Source organism: Pseudomonas sp. MPR-R2A5 (genome assembly GCF_058793055.1).
This window is the reverse complement of sequence record NZ_JBXAFK010000066.1, coordinates 1-17,378: the sequence shown is the minus strand read 5'-3', so window position 1 is coordinate 17,378 and position 17,378 is coordinate 1. Positions and strand designations below refer to the sequence as shown.

Here is a 17,378-nt window from a genome sequence, read left to right as displayed (position 1 = left end):
AAGAAATCATCCTGTAAATTCGCATCAGTGGCCATGCTCGGCAGACGCTTTGCCAAGCTCAGACTTGAGCGTGAAGCTGCCACTGGTTGCCACTTGGGCACCCGATTGGAGGCCTTCGGTTATTTCCACATAGCCACCGGCACGGCGACCTAGAGTTACCCTGCGAGTGTCGAAGCCCTCAGTGGTCCTCACGAAAACTGCAGTTTTTTCCTCGACGGTCTGCACCGCTGACTCTGGAACAGCTACAGCAACTTGATCAGTTTGTGACGTGACTGCGATGCTCACGAACAGCCCCGGTCGCCAGGCCCCATTGGGATTGGTCAGAGTGACACGGACGGGCGCTGCACGATTCTGCTCGCCCAAAAGGCTGCCTACGTAACCCACCTTGCCCTCGACCTCAGCCTTCATGTCAGGAGAAGAAACCTTTACCGAGCGGCCAGTCACGACCTTTCCGAGATCGCCAGGAGGAACCGCGAAAGTTGCCCACACCTGATTAAGATCGGACAGGATGAAAGCATTGGTTGCCTCGCTGACCACCTCACCGACGGTCAGGTGCTTTTCCACTACAACTGCGTCGAAAGGCGCACGCAGTTCATAGCGGTTACCGCCTGCAGAATTGACCGAAGCGCCGATTGCTCCGACCTTTTGCTTAGCGTTGGCCAGTGATATTTCAGCTTCTTGCAAAGCTTGTCGCGCCTGAAGGTAATCTTGCTCGGCGGAGATTTTGTCCTGCCACAACTGCTTCTCGCGGTCAAAAGTCAAGCGTGCCAACTCAACACGTCGCTGTGCAGCTTGTTGCTCACTGCGCATATCCGAGATCTGTTGACTGGCAATCACCGCAAGGACTTGGCCCTTCTTGACCGACTCGCCCAGGTTCGCCTGAACGCTTTCAACAACTCCAGGAACGCGAGGTACCACATGTGCGGTGTGGTCCTCATCAAACCGTATTTCGCCAGGAAAAGTCACAATAGTGCTAATCTCACGGGGAGCAGCTGCTTCCAGAACGACGCCCGCAGCCTCAATCTGCTCGGCGCTAAGCGTCATCTTGCCCTCTTCCTCATTGGCATTTTCGCTGTGGCCTTCCTCACCGTGACCTTCATCCCCCCCGTCTTTAGCAGGTGCTACAGCAGTTCTCTCATGGCCATCTTCAGTGCCATGTTCGGCCTTACTGACTGGAGGCTGCTCGGAACTGGAGTTCCAGGCGAAACTGCCAAATCCGAGGACTGCCACAGCGATTACCGCGAGCGCGATCTTGCGTTTGTTATCCATTGCTACTCCTGCTGATCTTAGGTACCGGCTTATTCAAAGACGCATACAAGGAAAATGCCTGGCCTGTTCAGCGCGTATTGGCAGTCAAGCCGACGTCGCCATACACCCTTTCCACTTGAGCACGCGCATTGGTCGCAGCCGCCAAAGAGTCGAGGTACTGGCCACGAGCAACTATCAAGGTGCGCTGAGCATCCAGCACTTCGATGAAACCGAATTTGCCCATCTCAAATCCACGAGTTGCGGTATCCACGGCCTGTTGAGCTGAAGGCAGGATCGTCTTGTCATAGGACTCGACCTCCTGCATGGCGGTAGCCCACTGATTCACTGCGGTTTGAGTTTCGGAACGTAGCCTGAGCTCAACAGCGTTTCGCTGGTCTCGGGCCTGATCTGCGCGGCGAGAAGCGGAAAGAATGTTGCCCTGATTGCGATCAAACAGCGGTAAAGGCATCGACAGCCCCACGACATTGACCCTCTCGCGAATAGAGCGGTCGTATTGGCTACCAACACTCACGGTGAGATTCGGGATGCGCTGCGCCTTTTCCGCGCCTAGTGAGGCATCGCTCTTATCTATTTGAGCAAGCGCTTGACGCATATCTGCGGTTTGATCGAGCTTCGCCAGTAATTCTGTAGCTTGCGGCGGCTTGCCGGGAGATAGGTCTGGCGAGTCAAGACGATCAAATGCAGTGACCGAACTGCCTATTAACTGGGCCAATTGCTGGTAAGCCGTTGACTTCAAGGTTTCAGCGCGCCTTACCTGTAACTTGGCTTCAGCCAGTTGCACCTGAGCGCGCGTGGCTTCCACCGGCGAGGACTTACCGGCACGCACCCGTCCATCGACGATGCGCAGACCGCGTTCGGTGAGCTCCAATGATTGTTTTGCCAGATTCAAGCCGGTCTGAGCTCTCAAAGCAGCGTAGTAAGATTGAACAACATCTGCACGAAGGCTATTGACTCGACGGTCCAGCTCTAACTGCGCGACGCTTTGACCGTAGGTTGCAACCTCGACACGAGCACGTCGCTTGCCACCCAACTCTAACGGCTGACTAAGCGCGACAGTCGTCGTGCTGGTATTACGACGGGTGTCTTCTACTTGATAAGAAATTTCAGGATTGGGGATGAGTCCAGCCTGCTTGCGCACTCCTTCAGAGATTCCGATCTCTTGACGTGCTGCTGCAAGATCGGGGTTAGCGTCTATTGCCGTCGAAAGCGCTTCAGCCAGACTGAGACTCTGGGCAAATGCGGCAGGCACCCACAATCCAGACAAGACCATACAGAACACAAAGACTTTCAAAGGAAAGATGGGGGTTTTAGATAAAGCAATGTGATTATACCAGGGCACTTTGATAGTCCTCATGCACAAACTTTGATAAAGCTTGGCGAGAACGCCTAAACAGCTGCCAAGCTCCTCTGGATCAGGTGATGGCACTCTAATCAGCGATCACTATCAGAGGGGTGGCTATAAAATTACAATTTCGTTAGAAACCCTGGGGGGATAGTCGAAATAGAAAGCTTTCAGGCGAAACGCAGGGATTTAGTGAAAAAGATTCTGGAAGCCCTGCAACGGTGGAAATACCTGATAACAGAATTGTAATCACCCCGTCACCGACTCGTTATCTTTGATCTGCAAATATGACCCAGGCGCTATTCTAAGTGCTCCACCGGGCCAAAACAACAGACTATACCCGCGTAGGTAAATCATAATAAAAACTGCCGTAATCAAAGGAGCATCGCATGAGACACAAAGTAACTTTGTATTTGGCTGCGGTTTCAGCTTTTTCTGGAAGCTATGCCCTCACGGCACAAGCGGAAGGTAAACCAGAAGGTTTTATTGAAGGTAGCAGCCTTACTGTTCTAAACCGCAACTTCTATTTCAATCGTGATAATCGTGATGCATCTGCGCCGACTTTCAACAGCGGCAAAGGCAATACCAACGGTTATTCCGAAGCTTGGGCACATGCGATAATCACTAAATTCAACTCTGGTTTTACGCAGGGCACTGTGGGCTTTGGTATAGATGCGTTTGCAATGATTGGCATCAAGCTTGATACTGGTGGCGGGCGCAACGGTGGCCGTAGCAGCTTTGACGTGCTGCCTGTTAACGGTGACGGCGAAGCACGTGATGAATACACTAAGGTGGGTGGAGCAGCGAAGTTTCGGCTGTTTGATACTGTCGTAAAGGTTGGAGATGTTTTCCCCGCAACACCCGTCGTGGCATCGGGAGATTCTCGCTTACTCCCTGAAAGTTTCCGCGGCGTGACGGTCGAAAATAGTAGCATTCAAGGCCTAACCTTGCAGGGTGGTCGACTGCATGCGATGAGCCAGCCTGGTTCCAGCAACTTGAACGATAACTTTGCCACATTTTATGCCGGCCCGGTCAACTCGCCTTGGATTGGGTACGGCGGCGGTGATTACCAAGTCAACGACAACATCACGGTGAGCCTTTACGCCAGCCAATTGAAGGATGTTTGGAATCAATACTATGCCGGTAGCAGCCTCACTTACCCACTCAGCGATGATTTGACGCTTATCGGCGGATTCAACTACTACAAAGCTGTAGATGAAGGCAAGAAGCGCCTGGGCGAATTCGACAACAATATATGGAGCGCCAAGCTCGGCGTCCGGTACGGTGCGCATACTCTTGCACTGTCTCATCAGCGAAACAATGGCGATGACGACTTCGACTACCTTCGTCAATCAGACTCAATCTTCGTTGACAACTCAATACAGTACAGCGACTTCAACTCACCGAAGGAACGCTCTTGGATGCTGCGCTACGACTTGAACATGACCAGCTACGGTATTCCGGGGCTATCGTTCATGACTCGTTATGCCAGAGGTTCTGGTGCAGACTATTCGAACGCCAATCAATTCTATATGCGCACTGATGGTAACGGCGATCCGCTCACGAATCAAAAACGTTGGGAGCGTGATATTGAAGTCAAATACGTCGTACAAACAGGTGCGGCGAAAGATCTTTCCTTGCGATTACGTCAAGCAAATACTCGTGCCACTGCATTCGAATCGGACTTGGATGAAGTACGCCTGATCGTTGAATATCCACTTTCGATACTGTGAGCCCTAAACAAGATCGATTTATTCATGTGACTCGCCTAAAACAAAAATAGCGAGCTTAAAGAATTCACCTTGAGTTGCTTAAATGCTCCTTTGGTAAAAGGTGAATATTTTGCGCCCCCCTGGGGCGCTTTTTTTTACCTAAAATTCGAGTAAATCTTCGAGTACGCGCACCGCGTCCCGATGGAGTTCATGACTGCACCAGTGACCGCCTTCTTCAGCATGAGAAAAATCGCCCTCATCTGCACGGAATAAAATGGCCATAATAAAAAAAACAACCCAACATTTCATAAGGTCAATTCAGCAGTAGAGAAATAACCCGCAACTGGTTGGTCCGAGCCACGATATAATATATCGCGATGTTATCAAGTGTATTGCTCACTGATTACAAGTACGTTATTTAGCCCCCACCCAAGTGGTTTTGAATTATCATTCCTGCCAATGATGACAGCGCATTCGCGTAGTTAAAACAGCTCAGTCATATCGAGACAAAATCCAATGCGAATTCTGGTAATTGAGGACGAAGTAAAAACTGCCGAATATGTGCGCCAAGGCCTTACGGAGAGCGGTTATATCGTGGATTGCGTACATACCGGATACGACGGGCTTTTTCTGGCCAAACAACATATGTACGAGTTAATCATCCTAGATATCAACCTGCCGGAGATGGATGGGTGGCAGGTACTTGAATTGTTGCGAAGAAACAATTGTCTTTGTAGAATTATGATGCTTACTGCTCGAAGTCGCTTGGTTGATAAAATCAGAGGACTAGAGAATGGTGCAGATGATTACCTAATTAAGCCTTTTGAATTCCCGGAACTGCTTGCTCGAGTTCGCGCACTGATGCGCAGGTCTGATAATCCAGCATCTGTTGAGATCATTCGCGTAGCCGATCTGGAGCTGGATCAAAGCCGTCATAGGGCGTTTAGAGACGGTCAGCGTATCGACTTAACAACGAAGGAATTCGCACTTCTGCACTATTTAATGAGAAATACGGGAATTGTCCTGAGTCGTACACAGATCATATCTCAGGTATGGGACATGAATTTCGACTGCGATACAAATGTTGTAGAAGTTTCAATTAGAAGATTAAGAGCCAAGATGGATGATCCTTTTGAAAACAAACTGATACATACACTCAGAGGCGTAGGATATGTTCTAGAAAAACGCTAGCGTGCTGTTCTTGAAGCAATCACATACGCTCCTGTGATTTCGCCGACTCACGGGCACTTCAGGTTTCATCCAAGTTTGTCTTTCACTTGGCGCTTCTGGCCTACCGCGTCGGATATACATTTCGGCGCGCAAAAAACTTGCTAATCGAAGCTTTCAACTCGCCTACCGGTCCAAAACCGTGGTGCGAAAAAACACCATACCCCCCCGAAACAGCGCTCGATAATGCTTATCCACAAGCTGGATTTCAGTGTCCAATGTATGTGGAAGCGTTCAGACCCGCTTTCACTTTAGGTATTTGTGAGTAACGTAGTTGCCGATGATAAAGTGTAGTTCAAGGAACGTGGATTTTTATCAGTTGATACTCTCATAATCTGGTGAGACGAACTACGTGACGGTGCCACGGCGCACATATCCATGTAGTTGCGTGTGGATATGATAAATCTACCGGGGCATGAAGCCTAAGCATGCCATGGAGTGGACAATACGGTCGTGACTTAAAGGTCGCATACTCTATGATCTCTGAAGGCGAGCAAGTGAATCACTCCGGCTCTCTAGATACCTTGCAAGCTCATTGCATAACGCTTTTAAACTCTACAGTGAAAGCTACATATTGAAACGATTACGGCGTTTTGCGTTGATGGTTGACGATATTCGACACCTCCCCTTGCCGTCGGGTTAAGCCGTCACACTTGCTCAATCGTCAGAACTTTTGCATTAGCTTGAGTATCGCCATAAGCGTCCGGGCATCACGCCTTGCGTGATTAAAAAGATTGCGGCAGCAACTGATCGATTTCACTCGCCCGCTGCGTCGGCAGCCGCGTGAGAGCATCCTTCAGATATGCATACGGATCATGACCATTCAGGCGCGCAGACTGGATCAGACTCATGATCGCTGCCGCACGTTTTCCGCTGCGTAAGGCCCCTGCAAAGAGCCAGTTCTTGCGCCCAAGGCCCTATGATCGGATCTGGTTCTCTGCCCAGTTATTGTCTATGGGTACAGCCCCGTCATCGAGGTAGCGCGACAGCGCTGCCCAGCGTTCGAGACTGTAATCGAGTGCTCTGCTGATGGCTGAGACTTCAGGCACGAGGTCACGCTAGGCAATCAACCTGGCGTGCAGCATATTCATCACCCGTACAGCTTTTTCTTGCCGTATTCGGAGTCGTAAATCCGGCCCCAGATCGCGACTTCGCTTTCAATTTCGTACAACAACTGGATATAACGCAGAGCTTGCTCCGCAAGCGTGCTTTTATTCTTAGCGTGCAGCTCAAAGAAATTACGTTGCGCATGAGCCATTCACCCGATCTCGGTCACGTCTAGTTCGAAGCTGGCTTTGTAACCGACACAATCATCGCAGACCAGCTTGTCCTTCCAGTCATTCAGGAAGTTGCGAGCGTGTTCTCCGGCGCGGCTAGGGCTGAAGTCGTGAACCACCGCTGCCGCGTCCGAGAACTGGCTGGTGGCATAGGACCAAATATAAGAACTGTGGGTTTTCTTAGTTCCCGGCATGAGCATTTGCACAGGTGTCTCATCGGCTTGAATAATCTGCTGCCCGAGAACCACGTCGCGCAGCGCATCAACCAGCGGCTGGAACTGAACCCCAGTCACGGCCATCTGGCCACCGTCGGTGAGGCTATGCACGCTAACTCCTCCTCTCTTTCTCTTCGTTAAGTAGCATCAGCCATGAATTCATTCAAAAAGACCGTTCAAGTCATTGCACTCGTTGCAACGCTAAATGCAGCCTCATTGTTACAGGCAGCGTAATCAATTGCCGTCTACAAAGCCCCTAACTGTGGCTGCTGGACCAGGTGGATCGCTTATCTGAAGGAGTGGTCGACTATATGGAAAACAACATTAGCGATATGAACGAGAAGCTCGGCGTACCCGTAAATCTGGCGTCGTGCCACACGGGAGTTGTAAGTGGGAAATTCGTCGAAGGCCATGTTCCGGTCACACAAATTGCTGAACTAAGTCGACGAGCCAATCTGGACGGAATAGCTGCCTTCGGTATGCCCGTGGGATCGCTCGGAATGGAGTCAGGTGACCGACGCAGCGCCTACCCGGTAATTGGGATGAGCAAGTCAAGGGGAGAGACGGTTTTACAGGATTTTCGGGCCCGCTAGTGGCTGAGGAACCGCTCTACTAAACTGGTTGAATACCGGATACCGGGTTTCGAAAAAGCTACAGCCGGCTGATCAAATCTTCCGGCTGGAGTCTGATTAGCGGATCGCTGTATCCAAGCAAATATTAGTCGAAAATTTCCCGTAAAAACGATTTCTTATGATAAACCTGCTCTTCCTGATGCCTCGACTGATTCTGATGGCCGTTCTGATATCCGTCCCGCCAACCACCACCGTGACCAGGCTGCGGCGCGGAGTGGCCGTGCTTAGTGCCGCGTTTGTTGTCATGGTGGCCAGAAGACGGCTGGGCATACACAGGTTCAGACGGAGGTGTACCTTGCAGCGACTGAGATACGCTCTGTGGAAGAAAACGAGCTTCTTGTTCTTCCTGCTGGCTACGCTCGATGATCTTGTCGAGTTCTCCCCGGTCAAGCCAAACACCTCGACATTGCGGGCAATAGTCGATTTCAACGTTTTGACGTTCCGACATTACCAACAGTACTTCTTTGCAAACTGGGCAGTGCATGGTTCTCTCCTCCAGCGAATGAGCTATATAAAACGCAGCAGCCATTTCACCGACGCAGCAGCCGCAAGCCATTGAATACGACGAGCAAGCTCGCCCCCATGTCGGCGAAAACGGCCATCCACAATGTCGCGAAACCAGAGAGAGCCAACGCCAAGAAGACAACTTTTATGCCCAGAGCCAAAATGATGTTTTGCTTTAGAACCGAGGCGGATCGGCGACTCAGGCTGATAAAGTACGCGATTTTTCGAGGGTCGTCGTCCATGATCGCAACGTCAGCTGTTTCGAGAGCTGTCGCTGTCCCTGCGGCTCCCATTGCGAAACCTATATCGGATTGCGCTAAGGCGGGGGCGTCATTAACGCCGTCACCAACCATCCCAACGGCGCCATATCTGCGTTTGAGTTCAGCGACTGCAGTCTGCTTGTCCTCTGGCATCAGATTTCCACGGGCATCCTCGATGCCCAATTGCTCAGCGATCGACCTCGCCGTCGCAGGATTATCCCCAGTCAGCATTACTGGAACCACGTTCAAAGCCTTCAAAGCAGCCACAGCTTCAACACTCTCCGGTCGGACTGTGTCTGCGACCGCGAATATCGCGGCGGGGCCGCTATTGCCGCATAGCACGATCACCGTTTTGCCAGTTTCCTCAAGCCGTGAAAGTCTGGCCTCCAGCTCCGAAGAACACACGCCCAACTCCTCAACCAAACGATGGTTGCCTAGATGCCAAAGATGACCGTCGATCGTGCCTTTCACGCCTCGGCCATTTAGCACACTGAAGTCACTGACAGGCAGAGCCACAGCGCCAGGCTGCTGCGATTTCCACCCATTGACCAATGCTTTCGCTACTGGGTGGGTACTTTGCTCATCAAGACTCGCAGCAATCAAAGTTGCCTTCTCGATAGACAAGTCACTGAATATATCTGAGTCAGTCAGAACTGGCTTGCCCTGAGTCAACGTGCCTGTTTTATCCAGAGCAACCACCTTCAGCAGGCGCCCGCTTTCCAGGTAGGCACCACCCTTGATCAAGATTCCATGCCGTGCGGCTGCGGCAAGACCACTCACAACAGTGACAGGCGTTGAGACGACCAAGGCACAAGGACACGCGATGACCAACAACACCAGGGCCTCATACAACCATTCACCCCACGTACCACCAAGCAGCACTGGGCCTAAAACGGCAACAAGAAATGCCACCGCCACTACGGCTGGGGTGTAATACCGTGCGAACTGGTCAACGAACCTCTGCGTCGGCGCCCGCTGAGACTGCGCATCCTGAATCGCGGCAGCAATACGAGCGAGCGTACTTTCGCCAGCGACTGCCGTGACAGTCGCCTCCACGACGCCGTCTGTCACGATACTGCCAGCATATAGCGGATCCCCCTCTGCCTTATCTACTGGCAAGCTTTCACCAGTGATAGGGGCTTGGTCGAGAGCAGCACGACCAGATTCCACCCTCGCATCCAGCGGTACCCGCGACCCTGTGCGAACACGAATACGGCTGCCGAGAACGACATTCTCAACCGGGTGTTCTTTCCAGCCAGCTTCGGTCATGACTTCCGCAGTCTCAGGAGCTAATGCAGTCAGCGATTTAATCGCGTTACGCGCTCGCTCAAGTGAGAGTGCTTCGATGGCTTCGGCAATAGCGAAAAGGAAAACCACCATCGCGGCTTCCGGCCACTTGCCAATCACCATGGCACCCAAGACAGCCAAAGACATCAAGAAGTAGATGTTCAATGTGAAGTTCTTTACAGCGATCCACCCCTTCTTCAGAGTTGGTAGACCAGCAGTAAGAATGGACAGCGCAGCCAAGGACATTACAGGCAAAGAACCCTCCTGTCCGGTCGTCCAAGCGATCACTTCAGCGGCGATGGCAGCTAGACCGCTGACCGCCAGCAGCCCTTTCAAGCGCGTCGTCAGAGCAGGTGAAATGGCATTCGGGGTTGCGCCGGCCTCGATGAGATTGGGCCCCATATCCAGCGCGGTCAAAGCGATGACTATCGCCTTCGGATCATCCAAGCGATGATGCACTGTCAGCTCACGATCCAACAGATTGAAATCAAGTCGTGCGATGCCAGGCATCGGCTCTAAGCGATTACGAATTAGCCGCTCTTCGGTAGGGCAATCCATCTTATCAATGCGATACCGAACCAGGGTCGTGCCTTCTGGCTCAGCCATGGCCGAATGTGAAGTCACCGCCCCTGCGGAATCCACTTTGCTCAAACAGCAATGGTCGGCATCGGAATGGGCTTGAGCTGAAGTGCCATGATCGTGTGCGCTATGGTCTTGATTATGGTCGGTGGACTTGGCTCCACAAGGCTGAGAATCCTTCGAACCGCACGCATGCGATCCCGTTCTGCCCAAGCTCTCGGCGTGATCAGGCCCATGCTCAACATGATGTGCACGAGAATGAACCTGTTTGGCGAAGGTCTCGCGGGGGTCAGCAGAACAGCAATCGTCCGACTTCGGCACGAGGTGCAATTTGGCTTTCGACGGGTTTTCCTGGCTCATGACGCATCTACCAATAAGGATATGGCGTCATTGAACAGCCTGTAGTAGCTACAGTGTCAAGCAATGAGTTTGAAATTTCGACTGGGCCGAGGGCGCCGCTCGAGTCTACGTCCCTCAGTGCGAGCGCCTGATAGCTGCATGCTGCGATGCATCAGCCAGGTTGGTCAGCACCTCAAATGCCCACTCAGCTTTCACCCTGGGAGTCATGCATATCGAGCAAGTCGTCAATCGCGTTGTGAAGCCTACGAGTAAACGTTTGGAGAAATCCGCCATGATGGTTTTCGACGCCATTGGCATGTGTCGGCTGTAGACCTCTCTAAGCGCTCATTACCATCGGTAGCCGACAGGGTTAAGGGTAGAAATATCCAGAAAGCTCCTCGACACAGTCGCACCAGCATGTCCTCCTCAACAACCCTACTACAAGCTTTTCGGCATTAATTAGGAGATGCCCACTGGAAATCCGGTGACACCTGCTAACCGAGAATAAAACCCCGCCATGTCTGGCGGGGTCTCATCAATCACCCTTCTTGTGCTTATACACGTCCAGGTCGGGATGCTTAGGCTTGTTCTCGGGGGTTACACGGCGACGCTGGTCTGTCTTGCCGGTTGATTCGGCAATTGGCTTGGGCCCAGGTTTGATGGCCATAGAACTTGCTCCTTCAGTTGATAGGTATATGCCCTGGCAAACGTCTGCCGTGTAAGCGTTCGCTCAGTACGGTCACGAGATTGAGGGCCCCAAACACTATAGCTTGATATTTTTATGCCAGCAGTGGCGCACCACTTTAGTAAGCGTCTGCCGAACACATCTTGCACCAGCCCGTTTGGTGTAGACGGACGCTCGAAAGACCCTGTCGAGACTATCGCGCTATTCGGTTTCAATGGCAGCTTGCTCCCCTATGCTCTTGACTCGTCTAGGAGCAGCAACCAGAGCGAGCCCCAGCAGCGGGTTCGAACAGTGACTCAATAATCGTACAGTCTGGAGTGTTCGAGCCTAGGCATCTTGACTCACACGTGCCTGCCATTGAGAGCAGCTCTATCCGGATCTGCAGGAGCTTAGCTACCTTAGATTCCACTTCTGCCAAGTGCTTCTTGACCACCGACAACGCATCAGCACACGGACGATCAGCATCTGCCGCGAGCGCAATGAGTTCGCGGATATCGTCGAGTGGAAAGCCCAGTTCACGATTCTGCCTGATGAAGATGAGTCGTGACCGATGCTTTTCGGTATAGATTCGATGCCGCCCTGTCGACCGTAGGGCCGGAGGGAGAAGGCCTATTTTCTCGTAGTAGCGAATCGTTTCAATGTGGCAACCCGTTGATTTCGACAGCGCTCCGATTCCTGACATCCAAACTCCCCAAGCATTTTCTTGAACCTGTAGTAGCTACAGATATTAACCTGCTCAATCGAAAAATGATTTCACGCGTTTTAAGGGCATTCCGTGGACAGAGAACAGCTAGAGAAGAACCAGATTCCCGTTTACTTCGTCGCGGTCATTGTCGCGGCTATCGGGGGCCTGCTCGCACCTGATGCCTCTCAAGCGTTAGGTGCGTTGGTGACACCAGCCATCGCTGTGCTGATGTACGCCATGTTTCTGCAGATCCCATTCTTGGATCTTCGCAAAGGGCTTGCAAACAAGCGTTTCATGACCGCGCTGCTGACCGCCAATTTCGTCGCCATCCCCCTGTTGGTTTGGGCGTTGACGATGGGCCTAGCCGACCACCCGGCGATTTTGGTGGGCGCACTATTGGTCTTGCTGACGCCTTGTATCGATTATGTTGTTGTGTTTACCCATATCGGTAAGGGCGACTCCAAACTGACTCTGGCGGCAACACCATTACTACTCGTGCTTCAGCTTGTGCTACTACCCCTCTATCTAGCCTTCATGGTGAGTGATGACTCGGCGGTGGTTATATCGGTCGGCCCATTTGTTGAGGCCTTCGTAGTGCTGATCGCTTTACCCTTGGTCTTGGCAGTAGCAACAGCTGCCGGGGCAAAGGGGTCACGCATCGTTGAGGGCTGGAACAATGTATGGGCTTGGATGCCTGTGCCAGCTATGGCGGCTGTATTGGTCGTAGTGATCGGCTCTCAGATTTCAACGGTGGTCAGAGACATGGACAAGCTGCTGCCTGTTATTCCCGTCTACATTGGTTTCATGCTCTTGGCACCCGTGGTGGGTGCGCTGGTGGCTCGGGCGTTTAAGTTACCGGCTAGCACGGCAAGATCTGTCGCTTTCAGCAGTTCGACACGAAACTCATTGGTAGTTCTACCATTGGCATTGGCCTTGCCCGAGGAAATCAGAGGGCTCGCTGCGGCAGCAGTGATTACTCAAACGCTGATTGAGTTGGTCAGCGAACTAATTTACATCCGAGCAATTCCTGCTTTGGTGTGGCGCAAAATGTAGATGCCAGGGAAGACATAAGCACAAAACACCCTGCGCGATTAAACAGGTGCCCACCTGTGCGGCAGCAGCTTGTTAATCTCACTCGCGCGCCGCGTCGGCAGGCGCGTGAGAACATCCTTTAGATAGGCGTACGGATCATGGCCATTCAGCCGCGCTGACTGGATCAAGCTCATGATCGCCGCAGCCCGTTTTCCGCTGCGTAGCGACCCGGCGAAGAGCCAGTTCTTGCGCCCAAGAGCCCATGGCCGGATCTGGTTGTCGGGTAGTCAGACGCGGTTGCCCGCGTCCAACCCCCTAAGAACCGTGCATGCGAGTTTCCCAGCACACGGCTCAAGCCTCTGCTAAGGCGCCATTGGGCACCCGGTTATACATCGTCGACATTGGCAAATTGCACATCTCGTGGGCAACGCAGGTGGTAAATCTCAAGATTAGCCGCAGCGTCCGTCCCGCCATGACCTAGCTTCACAATATGGCGACTGTGCCACGGTGTGTCTTTGGTCACCGGCTTGAAGCAGGCGCAGCACCTGCCGCCCTGTTGCACCCATACCCGATACAGCTTGGCTCGACCTTTAACGGAAGTGAGCATCTTCTTGCCCCAGCGGGACTCGAAGTACTCATCCCATGCAGGGTCGTGAGGGTTGGCAGCAGCCTTAATCTTGATATGTCGCACAATCGGTGTGTCTGAGGCGTCTACTAGCGTGTACTGACGCTTCCGACCATCGGCGGATTTTTCAGTACACGAGAACACCCAACGGCGCGCCCCTTGTACTTTGAAATACCGATCCTTCACCCATCGGCGTGTCTTGCGAGGGTGGCGACGTACCGCCCATCGCCAGAGCATTTCCCACACTGCGCTGTCCACCTGGTTGAAGACCTTCTTGGCGACGACATGACTGTGATAGTTCGCCCAGCCCCGTAGAACCGGGTTGAGCAAACCTATCAAGTTAGCCTGTCGTATCGTTTTGTTGGTCTTGATCAACTCTCGCAGCTTGGCAAGTAGAGCCCCGATGTTCGCCTTGGACGGCTTGATCAGGAGCTTGCCGTTGTACTTGCGCAGGTTCCATCCGAGGAAGTCGAACCCGTCCCCTATGTGCGTTATCTTGGTTTTTTCCGGAGAGAGGACAAGTCCACGCTCTGCCAGAAATTCAACCACGGCGGGCCTGACTTCATTCTCCAGCCATTCTTTCGAACAACCAGTGATGATGAAATCATCTGCATAACGCACCACGCGCATTTTTCGGGCTGTCCACTTCGCGTTGGGAAATCTCTTCGCCAGCATCGCTTCCAACCCATCCAGCGTCATGTTCGCCAACCCCGGGGATATGATGCCTCCCTGCGGGGTTCCGGCGTGGCTGGGGAATAGCTGCTTTTGGTAGACATAACCAGCCCGGAGCCATTTCTGCAAAATCGCCTTGTCCATGGGAATGTTGGCGATCAACCAGTCATGGCTGATATTGTCGAAACAGCCTTGAATGTCGCCCTCTAACACCCATTCCGCGTTTGCTTTTCGTGACAGCACACCAAAGCACTGTGCGACGGCATCCGCAGTTGAGCGTTCCGGCCTGAACCCATAAGAGTTCGGGTCGCCGGTAGTTTCCGCTATCGGTTCCAGAGCCAGCAGATGAAGCGCCTGCATGGCCCGGCATTTCATCGCGGGAATTCCAAGAGGTCTCGTTTTGCCGTTTTTCTTCGGAATAAGCACTCTCCGAAGCGGGAGCGGCGAGTAACCTCGCCGCGTCAACGACTCTATCGCGCCGAGCTTGGCCCTAGGCGTATTCCAAGTAACCTTGTCCACGCCGGGGGTATTTTTGCCTTTGTTTTCAGACACCCGTTTCACAGCAAATGCCTTGCCACTGAACGAGTGAGTCAGCAGCCATTGCAGGGCTTTCACCTTGTTATGTCTGCCATCTTGTACAGCCTTCACAATACGCGCTTGCAGCCCTCTGACACGACGTTGTACGGCGATCCAATCGATGCTGTCCCACGACGTGCCGGAAGGTGCACACGCCAATGCTGCTGCGTTCATTTGCTCTCCTTCCGTTGAAAGGGTTCTACCTACTCTCGTGTGAAGAGAGACCATGAGGACGTCTGCCCGCTTTCGCGTGAAGTGATGTTTCAACCTCTATCCAACCCATTACAGGACGGCGTTCGCTTTTTCCTCGTTCCTTCGCCCGCACCGCCATGGGCAATTTTTACAAACGGCTTTCCCTGACGGGAGCGATACGGGATTTCCACGTTCCGCTTACTGAAGTGCGTCGGGTTAGGTGCCTGCTATCGACCGGGAGGCATGTGGGTCACGAATGCGTAGTAGAAAGACGCAGTTCCCACCTCCATTACCATTTTGGTTCGAGCGTGTAAGCCATTTCCGCTCGCTTAATTTAACGATCGTTGCGCAGATTCACGTGTGTTCACCATACCAACTATCTAGCACTTGTCCGGCCATGGCTGCCAGAAGGGTACGCCTCTCACGATTGGTACCCCGCACCTTGCGGCGCCTCGTAACATTGTCGAAGGCGCTCTTGATTCAGCCTTCTAGATTCACCCGGTGACACGGGTGGTTCCCACCAAGGGGGAACAACTTCATTAAGCGACTTCGTGTCGCACCTCCGCCCAATTATTATCAATGGGAACCGCCCCGTCATCGAGGTAGCGCGACAGCGCTGCCCAGCGTTTAAGGCTGTAATCGAGCGCTCTGCTGATGGCCGAACCTTCGGGCACAAGATCACGCTGCGCGTTCATCCAGGCATGCAGCCTATCCTTCACCGGTACGGCTTTTTCTTGCCGTATTCGGCGCCGTAAATCCGGCTCCAGGTCTCTGACTTCTCTTTCGATTTCGTACAACAACTGGATATAGCGCAGGGCTTGCTCGGCGAGCGTGCTTTTATTCGTAGCGTGCAGTTCAAAGAACTTGCGCCGTGCATGGGCCATGCAGCCGATCTCGGTCACGCCGAGTTCAAAGCTGGCCTTGTAGCCGCCAAAATCGTCGCAGACCAACTTGCCATTCCAGTCCTGAAGGAAGTCGCGAGCATGCTCTCCGGCGCGACTGGGGCTGAAGTCATAAACCACCGCTGCCACATCCGAGAACTGGCTGGTAGCGTAGGACCACACATAGGAGCGGTGGGTTTTCTTTGTTCCCGGCATGAGCATCTGCACCGGTGTTTCATCTGCGTGGATGATTTGTTGCCCAAGCACTACTTCGCGCAGCGCATCGACCAGCGGCTGCAACTGAACTCCGGTCACGCCAACCCATTGAGCCAAGGTTGAACGTGGAATCGCCAAGCCCGCTCGACCTAAGATCGATTCCTGACGGTAAAGCGGCAGATGGTCAGCAAACTTGGCGATCATGACGTGTGCGAGCAGGCCCGAAGTCGGGATGCCCTTATCAATGACCTGCGGCGGAACCGGTGCCTGGATCAGCGTTTCGCAGTTATCGCAGACCCACTTGCCACGGACATGGCGTTCGACGGTGAACACGCCGGGCGTGTAGTCCAGCTTCTCGCTAACGTCCTCACCGATGCGCTTCAGGGCGCAGCCGCATGGGCGGTGAGTGTTGTCCGGTTCGTGATGGATCAACGTTCGCGGAAATTCTGCCGGCAATGCCGTGCGCTTGGGCCTTAGCTTTTCCTCGGTCGCCTCTGGTGCTATTTGCAACGCCTGAAGCTCGGCCTCAATCGCCGCGATATCAGTATCGATCAGGTCATCTAGCAGGCTGGCCTGTTCAGGATTCATCTGCTCGCTGCGCTTGGCAAACTTCAAACGCTTGAGCTGGGCGATCTCGTGGGTCTGTTTCTCAATGACTGTTTGATCACGGTTGATTTTCTTGCCCATAGTGTCGACTTGCGAGAGCAACTGCGCTGCGAGGACGCGCAGTTGATTGGGAGACAGTTGGTCGAGATTGGGCGAAGAAGTCATACGCCGGACTTTGCCAGAGCGGGCGTTTCGCGACGATAGACCGATAGGCTAATGGCTGCCGTTAAAGCAGTGTGATCGAGCCTCCAGAACCTGCGCGTTGCCATGGCAGCCCCAGCAACAACGTTTGAAGTTGCTCGGCATCCAGTTCCATCTCAGGACCATGGCGGATGCCAGGCCAGTGGAACTTGCCTTGGTTTAACCGGCGCGCCGCCAGCCATATTCCGAAGCCGTCATGCACCAGCACTTTCATGCGATTGGCGCGGCGGTTGGCGAACAGATAAGCGCAGTGCGGCTGCGCCGCACCGAACACCGCGATCACCTTGGCTAGTGGACTGAGCGGTTAATTCATTTATCTAATGGTAACGATATACTGTGCGTCCAATGTCATGGATTGGTTATG

General features: G+C 53.1%; 12 protein-coding genes and 3 pseudogenes. 4 read left to right on the top strand and 11 right to left on the bottom strand.

The genetic code is table 11. The features are described 5' to 3' along the window. Positions 1-24: 24 nt before the first annotated feature. Together AC1Q6I_RS31480 and AC1Q6I_RS31475 are read right to left on the bottom strand one after the other, a co-directional pair. Positions 25-1,269, bottom strand: coding sequence for an efflux RND transporter periplasmic adaptor subunit (locus tag AC1Q6I_RS31480; protein WP_024073370.1), 1,245 nt, complete (start codon positions 1,267-1,269; stop codon positions 25-27). Between the two features lie 67 nt (positions 1,270-1,336). Continuing rightward, the gene (locus tag AC1Q6I_RS31475; protein WP_131672237.1) at positions 1,337-2,608 is read right to left on the bottom strand and encodes a TolC family protein; all 1,272 of its coding nucleotides are present in this window, start codon (positions 2,606-2,608) and stop codon (positions 1,337-1,339) included. A gap of 392 nt (positions 2,609-3,000) precedes the next feature. Between AC1Q6I_RS31475 and AC1Q6I_RS31470 the strand changes: the two genes are divergently transcribed. Both AC1Q6I_RS31470 and AC1Q6I_RS31465 read left to right on the top strand, forming a co-directional pair. After that, positions 3,001-4,344, top strand: coding sequence for an OprD family porin (locus tag AC1Q6I_RS31470; protein ID WP_024073368.1), 1,344 nt, complete (start codon positions 3,001-3,003; stop codon positions 4,342-4,344). A gap of 495 nt (positions 4,345-4,839) precedes the next feature. Then, entirely contained in the window at positions 4,840-5,514 is a 675-nt protein-coding gene (locus AC1Q6I_RS31465; protein WP_019818115.1) for a heavy metal response regulator transcription factor, read from the top strand. Positions 5,515-6,275: 761 nt separating this feature from the next. On the opposite strand, the pseudogene tnpC (AC1Q6I_RS31460) reads toward AC1Q6I_RS31465, so the two are convergent. Further along, positions 6,276-7,120, bottom strand: a pseudogene (gene tnpC / locus AC1Q6I_RS31460) (IS66 family transposase); the annotation flags it as partial. Between the two features lie 233 nt (positions 7,121-7,353). Here tnpC (AC1Q6I_RS31460) and AC1Q6I_RS31455 point away from each other — a divergent pair. Further along, a complete protein-coding gene (locus tag AC1Q6I_RS31455) occupies positions 7,354-7,635 on the top strand; it encodes a DUF411 domain-containing protein (protein WP_181125140.1) in 282 nt (93 codons plus the stop codon). Positions 7,636-7,759: 124 nt separating this feature from the next. Here the strand turns inward: AC1Q6I_RS31455 and AC1Q6I_RS31450 are convergent, their stop codons facing one another. From AC1Q6I_RS31450 to AC1Q6I_RS31435, 4 genes are all read right to left on the bottom strand, one after another. Then, positions 7,760-8,158: a TFIIB-type zinc ribbon-containing protein gene (locus AC1Q6I_RS31450; RefSeq protein WP_073844972.1), complete on the bottom strand. Its 399-nt coding sequence runs from the start codon at positions 8,156-8,158 to the stop codon at positions 7,760-7,762. 46 nt (positions 8,159-8,204) lie between these two features. Continuing rightward, a complete protein-coding gene (locus AC1Q6I_RS31445; RefSeq protein WP_024073364.1) occupies positions 8,205-10,664 on the bottom strand; it encodes a heavy metal translocating P-type ATPase in 2,460 nt (819 codons plus the stop codon). 514 nt (positions 10,665-11,178) lie between these two features. Next, positions 11,179-11,310: a hypothetical protein gene (locus AC1Q6I_RS31440; RefSeq protein WP_256581644.1), complete on the bottom strand. Its 132-nt coding sequence runs from the start codon at positions 11,308-11,310 to the stop codon at positions 11,179-11,181. Between the two features lie 265 nt (positions 11,311-11,575). After that, positions 11,576-12,010, bottom strand: coding sequence for a MerR family transcriptional regulator (locus tag AC1Q6I_RS31435; RefSeq protein ID WP_024073361.1), 435 nt, complete (start codon positions 12,008-12,010; stop codon positions 11,576-11,578). 93 nt (positions 12,011-12,103) lie between these two features. Here AC1Q6I_RS31435 and AC1Q6I_RS31430 point away from each other — a divergent pair, with 93 nt between their 5' ends. Then, entirely contained in the window at positions 12,104-13,066 is a 963-nt protein-coding gene (locus tag AC1Q6I_RS31430) for an arsenic resistance protein (RefSeq protein ID WP_024073360.1), read from the top strand. A gap of 38 nt (positions 13,067-13,104) precedes the next feature. On the opposite strand, the pseudogene AC1Q6I_RS31425 reads toward AC1Q6I_RS31430, so the two are convergent. From AC1Q6I_RS31425 to tnpB, 4 genes and pseudogenes are all read right to left on the bottom strand, one after another. Then, positions 13,105-13,326, bottom strand: a pseudogene (locus AC1Q6I_RS31425) (transposase domain-containing protein); the annotation flags it as partial. A 104-nt stretch (positions 13,327-13,430) separates the two neighbouring features. Next, positions 13,431-15,092 (bottom strand): group II intron reverse transcriptase/maturase, encoded by a 1,662-nt coding sequence (gene ltrA / locus AC1Q6I_RS31420; RefSeq protein ID WP_024073359.1) that lies wholly within the window; start codon positions 15,090-15,092, stop codon positions 13,431-13,433. A gap of 578 nt (positions 15,093-15,670) precedes the next feature. Next, positions 15,671-16,978: pseudogene (tnpC, locus tag AC1Q6I_RS31415) on the bottom strand (IS66 family transposase); the annotation flags it as partial. Positions 16,979-17,039: 61 nt separating this feature from the next. Beyond that, positions 17,040-17,288 (bottom strand): IS66 family insertion sequence element accessory protein TnpB, encoded by a 249-nt coding sequence (tnpB, locus tag AC1Q6I_RS31410; protein WP_158244689.1) that lies wholly within the window; start codon positions 17,286-17,288, stop codon positions 17,040-17,042. Positions 17,289-17,378: the final 90 nt, after the last annotated feature.